Here is a 21701-nt window from a genome sequence, read left to right as displayed (position 1 = left end):
GCCTTCCTCGTTGATCCAATAGACCAAACTCACCTTTCTCACGGTATTTTCGCATCCAACGCTTCATCCGACCCTGATCTTGGATTCCGAAATGATCGTTGATCTGCCGATACGTCCACTTTTCCTCTACGTGCAGGCGAATTGCCTCCACCTTGAGTTCCTCGGAATACGTCTTAAACTTTTGACCTTTAATAGCCATTAAAAATGCACCCCCTAGAAATTCATCGGTTAAACCAAGGGGTTTTTCCAATGTCTATTCTAAGGGGTGCACTTCAGACGGAGGTCGGGTGTTAACGATCTCTTGGGCAAAAAAGACGTGGATGTAGCGAGAGGAAGCGTGTGTCGAATGAGGTTGTTCAGGCAGAATTTAGTGGTTCGCATCGGTACGATAGTTACGTTGATGATGGTCATCATCTCTACAGGAAGCTTACTGCTGCAGCTAATGATTATGAAGGAGGCTGCTCAGGAAGCGATTACCCGCTACAATATACAGATTGCCCAGAGCTACGCCTCCCAAATGGATACGAAGCTCTATGTTGAGGTAGCCAGAGATCGGCAGGAGAATAGCACATCACTCCAGATCCGGGATGAGCTGGATGATTTTCGTGAACGAATCGGGGCTATGTATGTGTATTTTGTCGTACTTGACGGAAGTGAGCCCCTGATCATGGTGGATGGTATGCGTGATGAGGCGCTGGCTTCACCGATGAATGAAGTGACGGATATTCCGGAGGAGGCCGTGCTAGAGCTGCAGCAGGGTCGGACCGCAAGCTCATCCATTATTCGCAATCCCGAATATGGGGACTATATCTCCTCTTATGCACCGATTGTGGATGCTTCGGGCACGATGATTGGTGTGCTTGGCATCGACACCTCAGTATCTAGTCTGGATGAGATTGAGGAGGGCATTATTCGCTCCAGTATTCCATTTTATATCGGACTGACCGTCATTACGATTGCTGGAATTATTATTGTGTTGTGGTTCGTACATAAGGGGCTGCGGCCACTACAGATATTGAAGCGAAGTGTGGATCGTATGGCCAAGGGTGAGCTGTCCGAAGCCAATCACATCTTGACCCGTTATCCGTTGAAAAGTCAGGATGAGATCGGTAGTACCTTCAAGGCGATGATCTATATGTCAGGTAATCTGAATCAGATGCTGGCGCAAATGATTGCGGGTGTGACAGCTACGGCAGATACGTTGATGAGCTCTGCTCACCAGTTCAACCGTAATGCCGAGGCCATGCTGCAGATGAGTCGCACTGTAGACCAAGCTGTAGAACATATTCGGCAAGGTGCCCATACCCAAAGGCAAGGGGCGGAGGACAGTGCACAGGTCATGGAGGAGATCTCCAAAGGCATCGTGCTGATCTCCGAGTCCGCCTCTTCTGTAGCGGATGCAGCTACTGGGGCACTGACTTCAGCTCAGTCTGGCAAGCAGGGAATGGCGCAGCTGAGAGCGCAGGTCGAACGGATTGCCACGGTAGCTCAAGAGGTCACGGTGATGGCAGGAGGGCTTCAGGGCTACTCGCAGCAGATTGGCGGCGCGTTGAATACGCTGGAGGAATTCGCCAGTCAGACGAAGCTGCTCGCTCTGAACGCTTCGATTGAGGCGGCTCGTGCAGGAGAACATGGCAAGGGCTTCGCGGTGGTTGCTGAAGAGGTAAGGAAGCTGGCGGAGGCCTCCAGCGTCTCTGTTCATACGATCTCGGAGCTGCTGCACGGCATTCAGCGAGAATCGGACCAGATCGGTACACAGATGGAAGTAGCCGGACAAGAGATTCGTGAGGGAGTTATGTCCTCAAGAGAAGCAGAGCAGGCATTTGTCCATGTCGTTGACGTCTTCGAGCTGGTGGCTGGTCGTGTGCAATCGGTATCGGCCTCGGTCGAGGAGATTACAGCCAGCACGGAAGAGGCAGCTGCCTCGGTGGACTCCATATTCCGAATTGCGGCAGATGTCTCGGATAAGTCTAATGAAATCTATCAGCTGACGAATGAACAACAGGTGATCTTCCAGAAGGTTGCCCAGACGGCAGAGGAGTTGCAGGAACGCACACAGGAGATGAATGAAGCGGTTCAGAAGGTACAGGTGTGAGGTGTGACGCGACAGAGATTGCTGCTGAGCTGATGGTCATGGAGAGATGATAAAGAAAGATGATAAAGAAAGATGCATAGAGTCAGCCGGAGGGATACTCCTCCAATCGGCCTGTAGACAAGGTTCCGCCAGGAACTGCTCTACAGGCTTTTTTGTTGATCACGTAAGGGGAAGGGGGATGGCTTGTGATAAAAAACAGACGAGCTCCCGTGCTTCTTTCGAAACAAGGAGTTCGTCTGCGATCCGTAACGACCCATGAAGGTCGCATATCTGTTCTTCAAGAACAGCTTGCAAGGCTGCTTCTCTGTCCTGCAAAGTCTACTCTCTGACTTGCAAAGTCTGCTATTAAAAGTATTCCCTATAAAGTCTGCTCTATAAAGTCTGCTCTATATTTAGGATGCTTGGTGTTACAGCTTAAATTGTGCAATCTGCGTGCGCAGTTTTTCGGCCATGCTGGCCAGCTCTGCCGAGGAGGAAGCAATCTCTTCCATGGACGCCATCTGCTGCTGTGCTGCTGCCGAGACGTTTTGTGACTCTGCTGCGGTCTCGTTGGCTGACTTGGCAATATGACGAATGGAATCAACAAGGCTGCCAGTACCTGATGCAATCTCATCTGCCGCGGCTGATACACTGTGAATGCTGTCAGCTACCTGTCCTATTGAAGAGCGAATCCGGGTGAACAGCTCACTGGCCGCTTCACCAGCTTGTCTGCCCTGAAGGGCCTGGGCAACGGTGAGCTCGGAGGCTTGCATGGTTCGATGGATCTCCCCTTGTATGCTGCCGATGATGCCAGCAATCTGCTCCGCCGATGCCATCGACTGCCCGGCAAGCTTGCGGATTTCATCGGCGACAACAGCAAAGCCCCGCCCGGCTTCCCCGGACCGTGAAGCTTCAATAGCGGCATTCAGGGAGAGAATGTTGGTCTGACGGGCGATAAGACTAATGCCGCTGACGACCTCCTCAATTTTGGCGGATAGTGTGCTCAGATCTTGAATCGTGCCCGATAGCTCACTAATTCCGTGCTCCATCTCGCTCATCTTTCCGTTCAGCTGATCCATGGCCGTATGGCCGTCGGTTGCCAGAGTAGAGGCTGCTGTAGCGATCTTCGCTGCATCAGTGCTGTGCACAGCAATACCGTTGATCTGCAGAGCTATATTCTCGGCGGCATGGCTGCCGTCCTGAACACTTGCAGTCTGCTGGTCTGAGCTCTCGGCAACGATGACAATAGCCTCCGAAATATTTTGCGCTGCCTGTGAGCCTTGGTCGGCTCCTGAGGCAAGCTGGTGGGCAGAGCTGCTCAGCTGCCCGCTTAGGCCGCTTACATCCTGCATTAATTCGCGCATTCTCTCACTAGCCGTGTTATATGCAAGAAGTGCTGTACTAATATCGTTATTTCCTTTGACCGGGATGCGATGTGTAAGGTCACCTTGTGCCAGCTTGTCAATACCTTGTGTCAACTGACGAATCGGATAGACAATCTTCAGTGCAATAAGAACGTTCAGGATGAGGGCCGCAATAATCATACCTGTTCCGACGAGCAGCACAAGCATGAGCATGGCTCTAATGGGTTGTAGAAATTCACTTTCTTCCAGATTGGTGACAACAAGCCAATTCAAATCCGTCTTCACGATATAAGATAGCTGGTTGGTCCCGTCTTGATTGAAGCTTACCGAGGTAGCGCCATTTTGCACAGCATCGGCGAATGCCTCTTCAAGAGCGGGGTTGCCCAGATCCGAGATTTTCTTGTTCATAATATAGGACTCGTCCGCAAAATAAATAAATGTACCGTCAGAGGTTGTCATGATCGCTTGCCCTGTCTCGCCATGTGTGAAGGAGCTCAGTTTCTCTACCACCGAGCCGATTGGATATGAGGCCAGATAGAAGCCGAAGGCTTGTCCATCCTTCATTAGTGGTGCTCCAATTACAACAATGATCTGATTATCCACCTTGGACAGTACTGGATCAGATACAAACGACTGGCCTGCCTGAATATCCTTGATATAGCTACGCCCAGACACGTCAACCTCTTTACCTGTGAGATCGAACGCAGACTTCCCTGTCGGATCAAGGGAGTAGATCATGGATGTGAATTCAGGGTGAAGCTGCTGCGAGCGATTAATGTTGTTAAGATGCAGCTCATGCTCTTCCCCGTACTCTGCACCATCCTCGGCTAATATTTGCAGGATGGTACGTTTATCCGAGAGCTGACTGTCAACTTGCTCTGCCAGCAGCTTCGTGTTCATCTCCATTTCATGTTCCAATCGGTTGATGGTCTCTTTCGAGGTCGGCACATAGAACGTGACGGACAGAACGGACACACAGACGATCACGACGAGTAAAGAAGATAACACAATACGGCCAGCTGTCTGACGGAGCGAAGTGAAGGTGAGAAACGCATGAACGAAGCGTGAATTTTTAAATGACATCAGCTTATCCCCTTTTAAATAACCACACAATTTAGAGATTATATCGGATGGATGCATACGCTAATTTAATTAAGTTTTCTTAATATTAAGGAGTTGTGTGCGGCTTCAGATTGAATTGTTCTATCTGTGAATAGTCATAATCTATTGGAGTTCAATTGACGTTGATCAGGGGAGGGAGTAGATTTAACATCATAATTCCTATTTAACAGATAGGTATTATAAAATATAAACGCTTATTCTATTCTATCTATATATCATGATTGGGAGGTTATTTGATGCCATCATCCACTACTGTTGTCCTTTGGAGCAAGGAAGGCTGTCATTTCTGCGGAGAAGTGAAGTCTTATCTGGAGTCCAAGAATCAGCCTTATCAAAATATTGAAGTATCAGGCAACGACATTTTGCGCGACGTACTGGAATTGAAGTATGGCATTCGTCACGTACCTGTGGTGGAGGTAGGCAGGGGCGGAGTCTATGAGGCTTTGCTGGAGCCTGATCTGACCAAGCTGGAGCAGCTGTTGGCCGCCGCTGGAGAAGAGGTCATCTCGTAATTCGGCGGATTGGCCTCGTGCGATATAGCCTCTGGCTCTGACAGCTCATTCGCTCCATTAGTGCCCATCTTTAAGCTTGCTGTTCATCAGCTTTTCAAATTCGTTCATTAGAACAGCAAGCTCAACAATGGTCGACAGGGCTCCCCGCTTGCAGCGGCTCTACACTCACATTTGATCTGGTCAAGGTGCAAGCTTACCGAAATTCAACCAGGATTCATATATAGCCAGGCATAAACAATGCTGTAGTACGGGGTGTGGGGCCAATAGGAGGCTATATACAAGAGCAAGTGTGGGCCGTTCGTTGCCCAAGGTGCATTAAGCGAAAGTATGCGAAAGGTGGAGATGATTCATGAGTCAACGCAAATCAATCAAGTTGGGTGCTATTCTGCATGGGGTAGGCGGTAATATGGCAGGATGGAGACATCCTGATGCCCAGCCAGATGCGAGTGTTAGCTTCAGCTTCTATAAGGAGCAAGCACTCAAGGCGGAAGAAGGTAAATTCGATTTTCTCTTCGTGGCAGATGGGCTCTATATTACGGAGAAATCTCTTCCACACTTTCTCAATCGCTTTGAGCCGATTACCGTTCTATCCGCTCTTGGTGGCGTGACCTCGCGAATTGGTCTTGTCGGCACGTTGTCCACGACGTATAGCGAACCATTCACGGTGGCTCGTCAATTCGCCTCATTGGATCAGCTGAGCGATGGTCGTGCCGGATGGAATGTCGTGACGTCCCCACTAGAGGGCTCTGCCCTGAACTTCAGCAAGGGACAGCATCCCGAGCATCCGCTGCGTTACCGGATTGCAGATGAATATCTGCAGGTGACCAAGGGACTGTGGGATTCGTGGGAGGATGATGCCTTTGTACGTAATAAGGAGACAGGTGTATTTTTTGATCCAGAGAAGCTGCACACGCTCAACCATCAAGGTGAGTTCTTCTCGGTCAAAGGACCACTGAATATCGCTCGTTCTCGTCAAGGTCAGCCAGTCATCTTCCAAGCCGGGGCCTCGGAGGATGGCAAGACTCTGGCCGCGAAGCACGCAGATGCGGTATTCACGAACCATGAGACTCTTGAGTCAGCCCGGGATTACTATCAGGATGTCAAGCAGCGTGCGGTGGCCTTTGGAAGATCACCGGAGGATATTGTAATTCTGCCAGGGATCAACGTCATCGTAGGAGAGACGGAGCAAGAGGCCGAGCAGAAATACTGGGAGCTGGCGAAGCTGGTCACGATTCAGAATGCGCTGGATTACCTGGGCCGGTATTTCGAGCATCATGATTTTGGACAATATGCGCTGGATGAGCCGTTCCCGGAGATCGGAGAATTAGGCGGAAACAGCTTTCGTAGTACGACGGATCGAATCAAGCGGGAGGCTCAGGAGCAGAAGCTGACGCTGCGCGAGGTGGCATTGCGGGAAGCGACTCCACGGACGGGCTTCATTGGCACTCCGGAGCAGATTGCTGATAAGCTGCAAGCCTGGTTCGAGGCCGGGGCAGCAGATGGCTTCATTGTGGCAGGCGGTGTGCCTTCCAGCTTTGCTGATTTTGTGGAGCAAGTTGTACCGATCCTGCAGCAACGTGGACTCTTCCGCACGGAATATGAGGCGGACACGCTGCGAGGGAATCTGGGGCTGACGATTCCGGTCAATCAGTATGCAGCAGATTATAAGTCGTCCACGGCATCCGTGGATACACCAGCTACAGCAGCGACCAGTCAAGTATAAAGCAACAGTCATGTATAAAGTGATCAGTTATGCATAAAGCGATCAGTCAAGTATAAGGGGAGGAAAGAATTCTACCCCATTCCCTCAACGAATCAGGAGGTCATGATATGCCACATGTAGTAATCATTGCGGGCGCACCTTCGGTGAGCTCACGACTTACCGGGCTGACCAGCTACAGCGCGGAAGTGCTGGAGAGAGCTGGACTGTCTGTGGAGGTCATTCAGGTATCAGCTCTGCCAGCTGAGGACTTGGTTTATGCCGACTTTAACAGCATAGCGGTCAAGCAGGCATTAGCAAGCGTGCAGGCAGCTGATGCTGTAATTGTAGCGACTCCAGTATATAAAGCGGCTTATTCCGGTGTACTGAAGTTGTTTTTGGACCTGATTCCACAAGAGGGATTACGAGGAAAGCCTGTGCTTCCGCTGGTCATTGGCGGCTCAATAGCTCATCTGCTAGCGATTGATTATGCGCTGAAGCCTGTGCTGTCCGCGCTGGGGGCGAGACAGCTGCTGGGAGGCGTCTATGCAGTTGATCAGGGAATTACTCGTCTGGAGCAAGGAGGGTTCTCCCTGTCAGCTGAAATTATTGACCGACTTGAGCGCTCTCTACAGGAGCTTACAGAGCCTTTGCCTGCTACTCAGCCTGCCATTTCTTAGGGATTCGAAGAGAGAACAAGCCATTAGGAGATTATCCATTGGTTGACAGCAGCGTAAGTCCGCATTATGATACAAAAAAACCAAGTAAGTTAATTGGTTATGTTGTATTTAAAGGTGTCTATAAGACGCCTGTGCGGAGGCGGCATATGAATATCGAGAATATTGAGGCATTCGTCTATATCCATCATTATGGTAGCTTCAACAAGGCAGCCGAAATTCTGTTCCTGTCTCAACCGTCGGTAACGGCACGTATCCAGACTCTGGAGCGAGAGCTGGGCTGCAAGCTGTTCAATCGTATGGGCAAGCAAATCGTGCTGACGGATGAAGGCAGAAAGTTCCTTCCTTACGCGCAGCAGATTTTGCAGGTGATTCAAAAGGGACGGCATTCCTTACAGCGGCGTCAGGAATTACTGGAGACCCTGCGTCTGGGTAGTACGGTATCGGTATCGAATTATGTAATTCCCGACTTCCTGCCCAAGATCAAGGAGGCCTATCCAGAGGTCAGCATCAAGCTGACGACGGCTCCTACGGATCAACTCGTGAACAGATTGCTAGCCAAGGAGATTGATCTCGCCTTAGTGCGTAAGGTGATGCATCCTTCTATCCGTACCGTTGCGTTCTATGAAGACCCTATTCAGTTGTATGTCTATGAAGATCATCCATTCGCGAGGCTGGGCCAGATTAGTCTGGAGGCCTTGCACGGCGAGACGCTTGTCTTCTTCGAATGCGGTTCTCTAGACTGGATGCGAATTCATCGTGCCTTCGACGCATTGGAGCACCCGGCAGATATCACCTATCAGGTGGATAACTCAGAGACAGCGAAGAAGCTGGTGCTCCAAGGGGCAGGTATTGCCTTCTTGCCAGGATTGTCTGTGAGAAAGGAAGTTCATGAGCGAAGCTTGATCCCGATTCATGTTCCGGAGGTTGCCGGGGTGTCGCTGCAAATTAGCGTAGTGACCTTGAAGGAGGAGCATTCTCCCTTTGCGGATACATTCGGGGAACTGCTTCGACATTTATAGAAAATATAGAAGTTCAGGAGGAGAGCTACATGGCCATTCGTCTTAGCATATTGGATCAAAGCCCAATCTACGAGGGGGAGAGTGCTACGCAGGCATTTCAGCATACGATCGAGCTCGCCCAACGGGCGGAACAGCTCGGATATCACCGATTCTGGGTATCGGAGCATCACGACTCTGCCAACGTAGTGGGCTCCTCGCCGGAGGTGCTGATCTCCCATCTACTCGCGAAGACGAACACCATTCGCCTGGGCTCTGGCGGCGTCATGCTGCAGCATTACAGCCCTTATAAGGTAGCAGAGAATTTTAATGTGCTGGCAGCTCTGGGGCCTGATCGCATTGATCTGGGCATCGGGCGAGCTCCCGGAGGACTGCCTCGTTCTACACGTGCATTGCAGCAAGGAGGGGGAGGGAGCATAGAGGCCGCTACAGATCATGGAGGGACAGGAGTGTCCAATAATGCTGGCGTAGCTCCATCGCTGGAGGATAAGCTTGTGGAGCTGCGTCATTTCCTGCAGGATGAGCTACCCAGCGAACATCCCTTGCACGGCTTGCGTGCTACACCTGTGGTCTCCTCGCCACCTGAGTTGTTCGTATTGGGAGCGAGTGTGGATAGTGCACGAATGGCTGGGAGGCTAGGCCTGCCCTATGTATTCTCCCTATTCATAAACGGAGATGTCACGGTGGCTGAAGAGGCGTTCCGCCAATATCGAGCGTCATTCGAGGCGACATCTCCGAAGGCATCCCATATACAATCCCAGCAACGTACACATGCTCAATCGCATACAGAATCACATACAACTGCTCATTCTGGTTCACACACGAACTCGGGCGCATTTCACGTTCGTAAGCCTTATGTGGTTCTGGCGCTATCCGTGATCGTAGCCGATAGTGAGGCCGAAGCGGAGGCTTTGGCTGGCGAACATATGCTGGTGAAAATTCATCTAGAGAACGGTAAGACGCTGACAGTGGCTTCCATCGAGCAGGCTGAGGAATATGGGCGCCAATCAGCTGAGCCCTATCGGATCGAGGTGCTGGAGCCGAATGTGATCCGGGGGACGCGGGAGGTGGTCGAGCAACGGCTTCGGGAGCTGCACGCCAAGCTGGCTGTAGATGAATTGGTCGTGACGACAGCTACACGAGTGTTCGCCCATCGCATCCGTACCTTTGAACTGCTGAGTCAGGCACTGCGGTCACCTGAGGAGCAAGTGATATGAGTAATGATGTGAAGGGAGCAGAACAGCGACATACGGGGGGAGATTCGGCAGGTAGCGAGAGACTCAGAACGTTCTATAGGCATTTGCATCAGTATCCAGAGCTGGCTATGGAGGAATATGAGACGACTGCTGCCATTCGCGACTGGCTGGGCGAGGAGGGGATTCGTGTTGCAGATCAATTTGAGCTCCCGACAGGGCTTGTGGCGGAAGTAGGAAGCGGGGGAGGTCCGATAGTCGCGCTGCGTGCTGATATAGATGCCCTGCCCGTGCAGGAAGCTAGTACGCATCATTATCCATCCAAGATCCCTGGTAAAATGCATGCGTGCGGCCATGACTTTCACACGGCAGCTCTGATCGGTGCGGGTATTCTCTTGAAGCATAAGGAAGCAGAGCTACAGGGGACTGTGCGGCTGCTCTTCCAGCCTTCGGAGGAGAATGCGAAGGGAGCCAGACTGGTCATTCACAGTGGTGCATTGGAGCAGGTAGAGGCTGTCTTCGGTCTGCACAACAAGCCCGATCTGCCGACAGGTGTGATTGGCATCAAGGAAGGAGCGATAATGGCCGCTGCAGACGGGTTCGTCATTGAAGTGGAGGGGCGTGGCACGCACGCTGCCGTCCCGGAGGCGGGATTGGACCCGATCGTTGTCGCGGCACATATCATTACTGCTTTGCAGTCTGTGGTCAGCCGGAATGTAGGGGCGCAGGAGAGTGCAGTCGTCAGTGTGACGCGTCTGTATAGTGGAGTGACCTGGAATGTCATTTCTGATAAGGCGGTGCTGGACGGCACAGTGCGTACCTTCGATGAAGGAGTTCGTCAGCGGGTACGCACTCGGGTCGATCAGATTGCAGCCGGGGTAGCCGGGGCATTTGACACCACAGCTTCTGTCCGCTGGATCGAGGGGCCGCCAGCAGTGACGAATGCGGCTGCTTGGGTGAAGGCTGCTGAACAGGCTGCTCAGATAGCAGGGTTAGAGGTCATTACACCTGTTCCTTCTCCGGCCGGGGAGGATTTTGCACTATATCAGAGGGAGACTCCAGGCTTATTCGCATTCCTTGGCACGTCGGGTCCGCATGAATGGCATCATCCATCATTTGAGGTCGATGAAGAGGCTCTGCCTCTTGCAGCTCGCTATCTGGCAGAGCTCGCGGAGCGAGCACTGGCTGAGCTAAATCATCGCTCCGATTCACGTAAGGCATGATGTATGCACGATGTACTCATGATGAACGCATGATGAACGCATGATGTGCACATGTACATACTACCTAGCATCCTTTGATATAGAGACAGGCATGGGCATCTGTAGGCCATAAGCGATTATGAGCATGAGTGTAGCTGTTGTTGTGTTATCTGATAAAGTGAGAGTAGCCGCCGGATCCAGGCATGGATGATTCCGACGGCTTTTTCACACTATTCTATGTGCAGCTCTGGGGCAAGGGTCAATATTGTAGTTTGTAAAATAAAGAAAATCTATAACACCATCAAGAACTCCTATTAGTTAGCCATTGCCGATCAGGAGTACGAGATGATATTCTGTGAAAAACATAAATCCGACTTTACAAATGTGAATAATTATAATTTATTCGTTACATAGGTAGTCGGGCATACATTAAAGACCGCTGCGCGGCACATAGGGGGAATCCATATGACAGTAAAGCACACCAGATTCAAGCGGATGATCAAGGCAGCTGCATTGATGATCACGATCATTGCCCTTGCCGGGTGCAGCTCCATCACTGGTCAAGATACCGAGGCAAGCTCTTCCGGGGCAGCTGGCTCCGGTACGAAGCAGGTTAAGAAGATTATCGTGGGTACGGGGACACAATTCCCTAACGTCTGCTTTATTGATGAGAACGGCAAGCTGACAGGCTACGATGTAGAGCTGATTCGTGAGATCGACAAGCGTCTGCCTGAGTATGAATTCGAGTTCAGTACAATGGAATTCAAGAATCTGCTGCTCAGCCTGGAGACCAACAAAATTGACTTGATTGCGCACCAGATGGAAGTGAATGAGGAGCGCCAGGCCAAATTCCTGTTCAATGATGAGGCCTATAATATTTTCCCGAACAAGGTCGTGGTTAGCCAGTCCAACAATGATGTGAAGTCGATTGATGATCTGAAGGGGAAGAAGCTGATTGTCGGCGCGACAAGTAATGCGGCTGTTCTGGCGGAAAAATGGAATGCAGCCAACGGAAATGGCATTGATATTGTTTACTCGGGAGCTGGTGAGGATACAATCACCCAGATCAAGACGGGACGTGTAGATGCGACGATCAGCACGCCATTTGCCATTGATTATCAGAACAAGGTAGTTGATGCGCAGCTGAAGACCGTAGGAGAGGCTTTATCGAATTCCAAGGTCTATTTCATCCTTAATAAGGATAATGAAGAGCTGAAGGCGAAGGTCGACGAGGCTCTGAAGGAAATTAAGGCAGATGGAACGCTCTCCAAGCTGAGCACAGAGTGGCTGGGGGCAGATTATACGGTTGAGGAATAGCGTGATCGCGGGAGGAGGAACGGTGAAGTATGGGAAAAGCATTTGATCTGTCACTGGTCCTGGATTTCCTGCCAGAGCTGCTGCGATATTTGCATATTACACTCATTGTGCTGGCTGGCTCCATCTCGTTGGGATTGGTGCTTGGATTGCTCCTTGCAGTAGTGCGTCTGTATCGGATTCCGCTACTGAGCCAGTTCGCGACGGTGTATATCTCCTTTATGAGAGGAACGCCGATTCTGATCAAGCTGTTCCTGATCTATTATGGGCTACCCGAGCTGATGCGACCACTGGGAGTGGATCTATCACGTGCGGATCCGATGCTCTTTGTCATCGTGACCTATGCACTGAGCGATGCGGCCTCGTTCGCGGAGATCTACAGAGGTGCCGTACGCAGCGTGGACAAGGGACAGACGGAGGCGGCCTATGCTTCCGGGCTGACCGCATTCCAGTCGTTCCGGCGAATCGTGGCGCCGCAGGCATTAGTGGTGGCTTTTCCCAATATGGCGAATACGTTGATCGGTTCGCTTAAGGACACCTCGCTGGCCTTCTCCATAGGTGTCATGGATATGGTGGGGCGGGGGCAGACTCTCATCTCCGCTACCTCCCATGCGCTGGAAGTATACATCAGCCTTGCTATTGTGTACTACGTCATTGTGCTTGTATTGGAGAGAATCATTGCAGCTGCCGAGGGCAGACTCCAGCGTCATCAGTTGCGGCCTTTGCAGGCCGGGAAGCGGAAGACATTCGTTACAAGTGGGCTGAAGAAGGGCTTGAAGGGAATCGGGGTGAGATCATGACGCTGGATTACGGATTTATTGTCAGTTCATTTTTCAAAATTCTGGAGGCGCTGCCGCTCACTCTGATCATCACGGTGGTGCCACTCATCTTCGGGTTCGGGATTGGGCTGCTCACGGCGTTCATCCGGTTGTATCAAGTGCCTGTGCTTTACCCGCTCAGCTCCTTCTACGTATCATTTGTACGTGGGACGCCGATGCTGCTGCACCTGTTCCTGATCTATTACGGGGTGCCCATAATTATTGATAAGTTATCCCAGCATTATGGATGGGGGATCACATCCGCTTCCGTACCGATTCTGGTCTTCGTGATTCTGGCCTTTTCCTTGACGGCAGGTGCCTACATGTCAGAGATGATCCGGTCCGGTATTCTGGCTGTCGATCCGGGGCAAATGGAGGCGGCGCAGGCCGTAGGAATGAGCACTCCGCAAGCCATGTACCGCATTGTCCTACCACAGGCCATCGGCGCCGTATTGCCGAATCTGTGTAATATGTTCGTAGGCTTTCTGCATGGTTCAACGCTGGCTTTTACCGTGTCGCAGATGGATATTCTCGGCAAAGCGGATGTTGTAGCCTCGGTGAGTCTCAAATTCCTGGAGGCCTTCATCGCGGCGGCGGTAATCTATTGGGCCCTGACGGTGATCGTTGAGCGGCTGACGGCGCTGCTTGAACGCAGGGTAGCCTTGTATAGTAAGGGAGGTGTCTCATGATTCAATTAACCAATATTCATAAATCCTACGGGAATCATAAGGTGCTGCAAGGCATTGACCTCAAGGTAGAGAAGGGGGACGTCGTAGCCATTCTTGGCCCAAGCGGTTCAGGCAAGACCACGCTGCTGCGCTGCGTGAATTTCCTGGAGCATGCGGATGAGGGGAAAGTGCAGGTAGAGGACCTGTCGGTGGACTGCCGCCACGCGCGTCGTGCCGATATTCTCAAGCTGCGCCGCAAGACGGCAATGGTCTTCCAGCAATACAATCTATTCAAGCACAAGACGGTATTGGACAATGTAACTGAGGGCTTGATTGTGGCGCAAAAAAAACCTAAGGCCGAGGCCCGCGCTCATGCGGCTCAGATTCTGGAGCAGGTCGGGCTCTCCTCGAAGCTTGATGCGTATCCCAGCATGCTATCTGGCGGACAACAGCAACGGGTAGGTATTGCCAGGGCACTGGCGCTTAATCCGGAGGTCATCCTGTTCGATGAGCCCACCTCGGCACTTGATCCCGAGCTGGTAGGAGAGGTGCTGGCAGTGATTCGGGCGATCGCGGAGCGTGGGATTACGATGATTATCGTGACCCATGAGATGGGCTTTGCCCGAGAGGTAGCCAATCATGTCGTCTTCATGGACGGTGGCTTCATTGTTGAGGAGGGCACACCCGAAGAAATATTTGTGCGACCACAGCAGGAGCGTACCCGCCAGTTCCTCAGCCGCTTCTCCAATGACTGGAGTTATGTCATCTGAGCTTGCATGTAAGCAGGCCATCGCGGCAAGTTTTTGAGCCAGATATTTGCGTGTGTGGCAGAGTATCCAGTAAGTTCAACACAGCAGCCCAGCACTCCTTATCTTCCTCATACCAACAACTGCCCTGTCTATCCAAGAAGGTAAGAAATCTTGGAGGATAGGGCAGTTTCTTTTTGCTGCTAGCAGCGGTGCGTCGTGATCTGGCAAGGCATGTTGCAGAAAGGCCTTCATGCCTCAAGGACCTGAACCGGATTTAATACTAATCTCTCAGGGACTAATGATAATCGTATTGAAGGATTCGGGCTCCAGCTCAAAACCGAGCGTCTGTTGTCCATAGGCAAGATTCAGGTCGCGGCTCTCCTGATATGGATTGTTGATGACGATCACCAGACTCTCATCCGGATTGCGGAAGGCGACGGCCTTGCCACTCCATGCCCCTCCCAGGCCCTCTCTACGTGCCCCAGGTGCGACAGCATAGGCAAAATGCTTCATAACGTAATATTCGGGATTGAGGGTGACCGAAGCATCTGCCGGGTCCACGGTAATCATGGAATTTTGCTCCCAGCCCCATGTGCTGCGTCCCTTTGGCTCAAGTAGCATGTTCCAATAGATATAGGCATTCACGCCGTTGGTGAAATAATGCTGATATAGATTGTACACATATTTGGCATATAGCCACGTATTGTTGCCATCACCGCATTCATTCTCTGTCTGCATATAACGAAGCTCAGGGTAGCTGGCTACAGTACGCTGAATGGCGTTCTTGCCAGCCCATTGGTAGCCAACACCTTTAATATAGGAGTAGGCTTTAGGATCACTGAGTACAAGACCTGCATATTCGTCAAAATCATTCGACTCCTTCTTGATCAGCTCCTCCCAAGGATCGGGAGCGTTGATCGTGCCGAGCCAGATTTCGGTATCCAGTCCGTGGCGCTCAAAGGCTGGGCCGAGGTAATCGGCAATGAACTCGCGCAGCTCTTCGCCAGTCCATTTGCAGGACGGGAACTTCTGGTCTGCGATGACTTCATTTTGCACATGAATCTGGTGAATGGTAATCCCTGCCTCTTGATAGGCCTGTACGAATTTGACGAAATACAGGGCGTAGGCCTCCAGAATGTCCTTCTCCCAGCGCAGTGTGCCGTAGTTGTACGCCTTCGGCGTCTTCATCCAGGTTGGCGGACTCCAGGGAGAGGCGAACAGCTTCAGGTCTGGATTGTAAGTAAGAGCTTCCTTGATATATGGAATCAGGTACTTGAAATCACGCTCGATGGAGAAGTGCTCCATCGCGGTATCTCCATCAACCTCGTTGTGGCTGTACCATTGCTCTGCATAGTCACTTGCGCCAATGGGCAGGCGACAGATCGTGAATTTATGCTCACCCTCGGGATGGAATAGGGAATGAAAGACCTGCTTACGCTGCTCTTCGTTCAGATGGGCAAGGGCTATATATCCCAGCTCATTGAAGCATCCACCGAACCCTTCGACAATCTGGTGAGACTCATCGGTTAACCGCAAATTCGGACTTATTTCGACGGAAGAGTGTGATAGCGCTTTCCATTTGTTGTCTGGTGTGCTATAAAAACCTTGAACGCTAGGTGACATGTTGATTTCCTCCTCATTTGCCATGATAATATAACGCAAGATAGCGCTTTAATAGGTTCAGTATAGCAGTGCACGCTGTCAATGAAGATACTCGGTTCCAAGCAAAATTTGCCCAAATCCAAGGTGGTGAAGGCTTCGTGATTATCCCTAAGGAATACCGTTCATATTTGTCACCGGATGCGCGCTGGCTTCCAGCCACGGACTGGAATGTCAAGCTATTCGGAGCCCATATGCAGACTGTGCAGACAGGCTGGCGAGTGCCGCTGGAATCCCATCTCGCCTTTGAGATTGCCCTGATTCTCGCCGGAGCGCAGAGCACCAGACTGGAGCATGTGCAGTATGAGCTGCAGGAGGGTGATATTCTGCTCATTCCCCCCGGAGTCAAGCATACGAATGAATGCCGTGCTGAGCAGGGGTTAACGTATTTTATTGCCCACTTCAACGTGGATGATGCCTTATTTCGGCAGGAGATGAGTCAGCATGCGCAGCTGTTATTCGAGCGGGATACAGAGCATAATCTGCAGCTGCGGGAGCAACTGATGAAGTGGGTGGGGCTCTTGCAGCAGGAGGAGGATTACAGAACGGCAGCCCTGTTTCGTAGTCAGGCGATTCTATTCGAGATCCTGAGTATTCTGGCTGAGCAGAGCTCGTCACGTCTACAGGAGGCTGTACCCCCGCTGGCGGCTCGCTATGCAGCCCAGATCGCTGAGGCGATCAAGTCATGCTTCAGTCATGAGAATATGAAGAAGGGTGGCCTAAGCAATCAAGGTGTGCGGATTGAGGATATTGCGAGCTCTCTGAATATCAGCTCCGGGTATGCACTGGAGATTTTTCAGAAGGTATACGGGATCTCCCCGCGTCAGTATCTATCCGAGCTCAAGCTCCATGAAGCGAAGCAGTTAATTCACCAGCCGGACTTGAGCCTATCGGATATTGCCACATTGCTGGGGTATTCAAGTCTGGCTCACTTCAGCCGCCAATTCAAGAGATGGGCAGGGATAAGTCCAAGTGAGTATCGTCGAACATTGGGCGATATTCGCTTTTTCTAGAAAATATTTTATTTCACATCGGAAAAATCGGAAATAGATCTTTTCAAATGGCAATTCCTGTGAGAGAATGAGGTAAGCAATCCACCGATCTACTGTTAATCAAGCATTCTTTGGCACGATACAATGAAAGTCATGTGAAGCTAACAAGGGAGGATGCATTACTATGTCAAGTGAGCGTGAATTTGCCTTCGAGACACTGGCGATCCATGCAGGTCAGGAGATTGATCCTGTAACTGGAGCTCGTGCAGTTCCACTGTATCAGACCACCTCATACGGATTTCGGGATACGGAGCATGCGGCTAATCTATTCGGCTTGAAGGAGTTCGGCAATATCTACACCCGATTAATGAACCCGACTACAGATGTATTCGAACAGCGCATTGCTGCTCTGGAAGGCGGAGCCGCGGCTCTGGCAACGGCCTCAGGACAGGCGGCGATCACCTTCTCCTTGCTGAATATTGCAGGTGCAGGCGATGAGATCGTATCTTCAGCGAGTCTGTATGGGGGGACCTATAACCTGTTCTCGACGACCTTGCCCAAGCTAGGGTTACAGGTCAAATTCGTGGACTCCAGTGACCCGGAGAATTTCCGCGCCGCCATTACGGATAAGACCAAAGCGCTGTACGCCGAGACGATCGGCAATCCGCAGGGCAACGTCCTTGACATTGAAGCTGTCGCTGCGATCGCTCATGGGCATGGAATCCCGTTAATCGTGGATAACACATTCCCGAGTCCCTACCTGCTGCGTCCGATTGAGCATGGAGCCGACATTGTAGTGCATTCAGCCACCAAGTTCATTGGCGGACACGGTACCTCTATTGGCGGAGTCATTGTGGATGGAGGCACCTTCGACTGGAAGGCTAGTGGCAAGTTCCCAGGCCTGACGGAGCCAGATCCTAGCTACCACGGAGTGGTATACACAGAGGCCGTTGGCCCGATTGCATATATTATCAAGGCTCGTGTCCAACTGATGCGGGATCTCGGAGCACCTATTTCTCCATTCAACTCATGGCTGCTGCTGCAGGGCCTGGAGACGTTGCATCTACGTGTCGAAAGACATAGCAGCAATGCTCTTGCTGTGGCGGAATACCTGGAAAAGCACGAGGATGTGTTGTGGGTAAGCTATGCAGGCTTGCCTAGTCATGCTTCTTATGAGCTGGCACAGAAATATTTGCCGAAGGGTCAGGGGGCCATCCTTACTTTCGGAATCAAAGGCGGACTTGCGGCAGGGCGCAAGCTGATCGAGAGCGTGAAGCTGTTCTCTCATTTGGCGAATGTGGGCGACTCCAAATCCTTGATCATCCACCCTGCCAGCACCACCCATCAGCAATTGTCAGAGGATGAGCAACGCGCTGCCGGGGTGAACCCGGAGCTGATTCGTCTGTCGATTGGTACGGAGAATATTCAGGATATTCTGCATGATCTGGAGCAGGCTATAACGCTTAGTCAGGCATCGGCTGTGACTGCCCCTTAAATTATTCCAAAGGCCTCTCATCCGTGTCCTTCCGACATGGAGAGAGGTTTTTTTTGATGAGATTATGGCTTGATAGCGATCCTCCATGTGAGCATTTAGCGTGTGATACAGTAACTGATACTCCAGTAACTCTGACCCGGCGGGCAGCTCGAAGTACACGTCAGCGAATCACAGGTTCTTGTCCTTCCTTGACACTATCTTTACATGGTACAGCACAGGAGTGGAAGACATCCACCGAGAGTAAGTTGGATCGAATTTAGAAATTATGACATAAAAAATATATATTTTTCCATTTTGGCTTGTGATATATTTGAAATAAGCTTGTTGCATCAGCTCCAAATATAGCTAGAATTTATTGTCAGGATGGTCTTGTGTCTGTCATGAGCTAAATGGGGATGTGCAGCATGCGAAATCCAACCTATCCATAGAAGGAGGAATTGGAAAATGAAAAGATTCACGCGTTCTGCTCACAAGGGATTGTTACTTGTACTGTCTGCTATGTTGTGCTTGACCTTGTTCACACCCGAACAGGCTCAGGCAGCAGAGGCTTCTGTCAAAGGATTTTATGTAAGCGGTACCAATTTAATGGATGCGACAGGCAAGCCCTTCATCATGCGAGGAGTCAATCACTCCCATACCTGGTTCAAAAATGATCTTGAGGCTGCAATTCCGGCCATTGCTGCTACTGGCTCCAATACGGTGAGAATTGTTCTGTCTAACGGCAGCCGATGGACGGAGGATTCGATTGCTGATGTCGAGCGTATTCTGGCATTATGCGATCAGTACAAGCTTACGGTGATGCTGGAGGTCCATGATGCCACAGGGTCAGATAGTGTTGCTGAGCTTCATAAGGCTGCGGATTACTGGGTTCGTATCAAGGAGGCTTTGATCGGCAGGGAGGATCGGGTCATCGTCAATATTGCCAATGAGTGGTATGGCTCTTGGGATTCGGGTGTATGGGCCACAGGCTACCAGGAAGTAATTCCTTACCTGCGTGCAGCAGGCATTAAGAATACGTTGGTCGTTGATGCGGCAGGCTGGGGACAATATCCGAACTCCATTTTCACCAAAGGGGAGGAAGTATTCGCTTCTGATCCTCTAAGCAATCTAATTTTCTCCATTCATATGTATGAGTACGCGGGTGGCGATGCGCAAATGGTAAAAAACAATATCGACAACGCGCTTGCGATTGGCGTGCCTGTCATCATCGGGGAATTTGGGCATAAGCATACGGACGGCGATGTGGATGAGGCCACCATTATGAGCTATGGGCAGGAGAAGAGCGTAGGCTGGCTCGCCTGGTCCTGGTATGGCAATAGCAGTGGTGTAGACTATCTGGATCTTAACCGTGGACCTGCAGGGGCTCTTACGGATTGGGGACAAGCGGTCGTGAACGGTCCAAATGGAACCTTGGCAACCTCCAAGCTTAATTCCATCTATACCACACCTGGGTATGAACCCGTACCTGCCGATGGTGGAGAGGTTACAGTTCCAGCGGCACCAACCCGTGTTGTGGCCACTGCTGGGGATGGTCAAGTCTCGCTTAGTTGGGGTTCATCTTTCGGGGCAGCCTCCTATACGATCCAGCGTGCATTGACAAGTGAAGGTCCCTACGAGGATCTCGCAACAGAGGTGACGGGGACATCATTTGTAGATGAAGGATTATCTAACGGGACTACCTACTATTATAAAGTGTTGGCAGTGAACAGTGCGGGAACCAGCCCAGCGTCTGTGGTCGTCCAGGCTACGCCGCAAGAGACCTATGTACCTGTGGGGAATCTGGAGGTGCATTATCGGGTGGGTGATACCAGTGCCACAGATAATCAGATCAAGCCATATCTGAACATTCATAATACGGGCAGCTCACCGGTGGAATTGAAGGATCTGAAGCTGCGGTATTATCTGACACGTGATGGGGATGCGGATCTGCTCACATTTATCGACTGGGCTCAAATGGGTGCGCAGCATATGACAGTGACGGTTGGTAGCCTGGAGAGCACGAACGCCGATACTTATATTGAGCTTGGCTTCAAGGAGGGGGCGGGTGTGATTCCTGCTGGTGGCTCTACGGGGGACATTCAGCTTCGTGTTCATAAGAGTAACTGGACTAACTTTGACGAATCGGGCGACTACTCCTATGACCCAACCAAGACCACCTACACTAGCTGGGAGAAAATAACCCTCCATCAGTCAGGTGAGCTGATCTTTGGCCTGTTGCCTTAAACATGGGGAGTGTGGGGCTAAGCGAGTTCAATCAAGCCTGTTCACTTATTAAGAGACACGGCACCGGCACAGGCTAGGGATTTTGAACTGCTCTAGGTAGCTGAGAACCAAACATGGTTCATATGAATTAGTTAGATGAGATAAGGAGCTTGAGCTCGGTATCGTGCCGGGCTCTTATTGTTTTTCATAGTATAGGTAATTTTATACAAAAATCCCTTTTGAGTTAGACAATAAGGGAAAGGTTCCTTAGGGTCTAATCCAAAAGGGAGTCGTTGTACCTTGATTGTACCTTAGTTGTACCTTGGTTGATGTGGAAATTTCACTAATTTTATATCGTTATCTACTTCAAAAATCAGTTGTAGTACGGGATGCTACGTTGTGCATACAGGAGATTAAGCTGGGGTATGCAATCATGTAGCCATTTCTCAGCATGCTCCTTGCATGTTCTCTAGGTAAGCTCATGAACAGACCAATTTGTCATAGAGGCTGCTGTTCCTCCAAGATTAAGGCTCAATGTAAGACCGCTTGATACATAGAAGACGCCAATGACATCGCCTGCAGTCAGCTGGAAATCTCCCGTAAGTGTCACTGTGGCACTGCCAAGAACTGCTCTCAAGTTGAGCAAAGTTACATTGACATTCAGAATAGGGAGAAGTCCAGTAACCAGATCTGTAGTGGTGGGAGAAGTCCTTCTTAATACAAAGCTGGGGTTGACCCCGGCGCCCAGACTTAATGCAAGCGCCACTGTTGCTAGCTAGCGGCTTGTGTATTTTCTTTATTTTTGAAATGTTTAGCGGTTAGCTTGGGAATCTGAAATGGCTGGTTTGGGGAGTAAAGGTTACATGTATTCAACCCTTTGTAACCACTACTGTCATTTTTTGCTGGGGCAGCAGGCGTATAATTCATGGAGTGGAGAGTTGG

General features: G+C 50.9%; 17 protein-coding genes. 14 read left to right on the top strand and 3 right to left on the bottom strand.

The genetic code is table 11. The features are described 5' to 3' along the window. A partial coding sequence (locus D328_RS0123325) for a helix-turn-helix domain-containing protein (protein WP_018887474.1) occupies positions 1 to 199 on the bottom strand: 199 nt, incomplete at its 3' end. 147 nt (positions 200 to 346) lie between these two features. Between D328_RS0123325 and D328_RS0123320 the strand changes: the two genes are divergently transcribed. Continuing rightward, positions 347 to 2095, top strand: a complete 1749-nt coding sequence (locus D328_RS0123320; RefSeq protein WP_018887473.1) for a methyl-accepting chemotaxis protein — start codon at positions 347 to 349, stop codon at positions 2093 to 2095. A 407-nt stretch (positions 2096 to 2502) separates the two neighbouring features. Here D328_RS0123320 and D328_RS0123315 read toward each other — a convergent pair whose 3' ends face one another. Continuing rightward, complete coding sequence (locus D328_RS0123315) at positions 2503 to 4521, bottom strand: methyl-accepting chemotaxis protein (protein WP_018887472.1); 2019 nt, start codon at positions 4519 to 4521, stop codon at positions 2503 to 2505. Between the two features lie 275 nt (positions 4522 to 4796). Between D328_RS0123315 and D328_RS0123310 the strand changes: the two genes are divergently transcribed. The 10 genes from D328_RS0123310 to D328_RS0123265 all read left to right on the top strand — a co-directional run bounded on the left by D328_RS0123310 (position 4797) and on the right by D328_RS0123265 (position 14432). Further along, entirely contained in the window at positions 4797 to 5072 is a 276-nt protein-coding gene (locus D328_RS0123310; RefSeq protein WP_018887471.1) for a glutaredoxin family protein, read from the top strand. Between the two features lie 349 nt (positions 5073 to 5421). Beyond that, the gene (locus D328_RS0123305; RefSeq protein WP_018887470.1) at positions 5422 to 6795 is read left to right on the top strand and encodes an LLM class flavin-dependent oxidoreductase; all 1374 of its coding nucleotides are present in this window, start codon (positions 5422 to 5424) and stop codon (positions 6793 to 6795) included. Between the two features lie 107 nt (positions 6796 to 6902). Then, the gene (gene ssuE / locus D328_RS0123300) at positions 6903 to 7451 is read left to right on the top strand and encodes an NADPH-dependent FMN reductase (RefSeq protein ID WP_018887469.1); all 549 of its coding nucleotides are present in this window, start codon (positions 6903 to 6905) and stop codon (positions 7449 to 7451) included. A 146-nt stretch (positions 7452 to 7597) separates the two neighbouring features. Beyond that, positions 7598 to 8470: a LysR family transcriptional regulator gene (locus D328_RS0123295; protein WP_018887468.1), complete on the top strand. Its 873-nt coding sequence runs from the start codon at positions 7598 to 7600 to the stop codon at positions 8468 to 8470. 29 nt (positions 8471 to 8499) lie between these two features. Next, the gene (locus D328_RS30445) at positions 8500 to 9684 is read left to right on the top strand and encodes an LLM class flavin-dependent oxidoreductase (protein WP_018887467.1); all 1185 of its coding nucleotides are present in this window, start codon (positions 8500 to 8502) and stop codon (positions 9682 to 9684) included. Then, on the top strand, positions 9681 to 10883 hold the full coding sequence (locus D328_RS0123285) for an amidohydrolase (RefSeq protein ID WP_018887466.1): 1203 nt from the start codon (positions 9681 to 9683) through the stop codon (positions 10881 to 10883). Before D328_RS30445 ends, D328_RS0123285 begins: the two co-directional genes overlap by 4 nt. A 444-nt stretch (positions 10884 to 11327) precedes the next feature. Then, positions 11328 to 12179, top strand: a complete 852-nt coding sequence (locus tag D328_RS0123280) for a transporter substrate-binding domain-containing protein (RefSeq protein ID WP_018887465.1) — start codon at positions 11328 to 11330, stop codon at positions 12177 to 12179. Between the two features lie 29 nt (positions 12180 to 12208). Beyond that, positions 12209 to 12976, top strand: a complete 768-nt coding sequence (locus tag D328_RS0123275) for an amino acid ABC transporter permease (protein WP_018887464.1) — start codon at positions 12209 to 12211, stop codon at positions 12974 to 12976. Then, entirely contained in the window at positions 12973 to 13683 is a 711-nt protein-coding gene (locus D328_RS0123270; protein ID WP_018887463.1) for an amino acid ABC transporter permease, read from the top strand. Before D328_RS0123275 ends, D328_RS0123270 begins: the two co-directional genes overlap by 4 nt. Continuing rightward, positions 13680 to 14432 (top strand): amino acid ABC transporter ATP-binding protein, encoded by a 753-nt coding sequence (locus D328_RS0123265; protein ID WP_018887462.1) that lies wholly within the window; start codon positions 13680 to 13682, stop codon positions 14430 to 14432. Before D328_RS0123270 ends, D328_RS0123265 begins: the two co-directional genes overlap by 4 nt. Positions 14433 to 14699: 267 nt before the next feature. Here D328_RS0123265 and D328_RS0123260 read toward each other — a convergent pair whose 3' ends face one another. After that, positions 14700 to 16034 (bottom strand): glycoside hydrolase family 30 protein, encoded by a 1335-nt coding sequence (locus D328_RS0123260; protein WP_018887461.1) that lies wholly within the window; start codon positions 16032 to 16034, stop codon positions 14700 to 14702. Positions 16035 to 16171: 137 nt separating this feature from the next. Between D328_RS0123260 and D328_RS0123255 the strand changes: the two genes are divergently transcribed. From D328_RS0123255 to D328_RS0123245, 3 genes are all read left to right on the top strand, one after another. Continuing rightward, a complete protein-coding gene (locus D328_RS0123255; RefSeq protein ID WP_018887460.1) occupies positions 16172 to 17083 on the top strand; it encodes an AraC family transcriptional regulator in 912 nt (303 codons plus the stop codon). A 163-nt stretch (positions 17084 to 17246) separates the two neighbouring features. After that, on the top strand, positions 17247 to 18557 hold the full coding sequence (locus D328_RS0123250) for a homocysteine synthase (RefSeq protein WP_018887459.1): 1311 nt from the start codon (positions 17247 to 17249) through the stop codon (positions 18555 to 18557). 444 nt (positions 18558 to 19001) lie between these two features. Further along, positions 19002 to 20780, top strand: a complete 1779-nt coding sequence (locus tag D328_RS0123245; protein WP_018887458.1) for a cellulase family glycosylhydrolase — start codon at positions 19002 to 19004, stop codon at positions 20778 to 20780. The last annotated feature ends 921 nt before the right edge of the window (positions 20781 to 21701 follow it).

The organism is Paenibacillus massiliensis 2301065 = DSM 16942 (assembly GCF_000377505.1).
GTDB classification, from domain to species: Bacteria; Bacillota; Bacilli; order Paenibacillales; family Paenibacillaceae; genus Paenibacillus; species Paenibacillus massiliensis.
The sequence above is the reverse complement of the archived record's forward strand: the minus strand, read 5'-3'. Positions and strand labels throughout refer to the sequence as shown.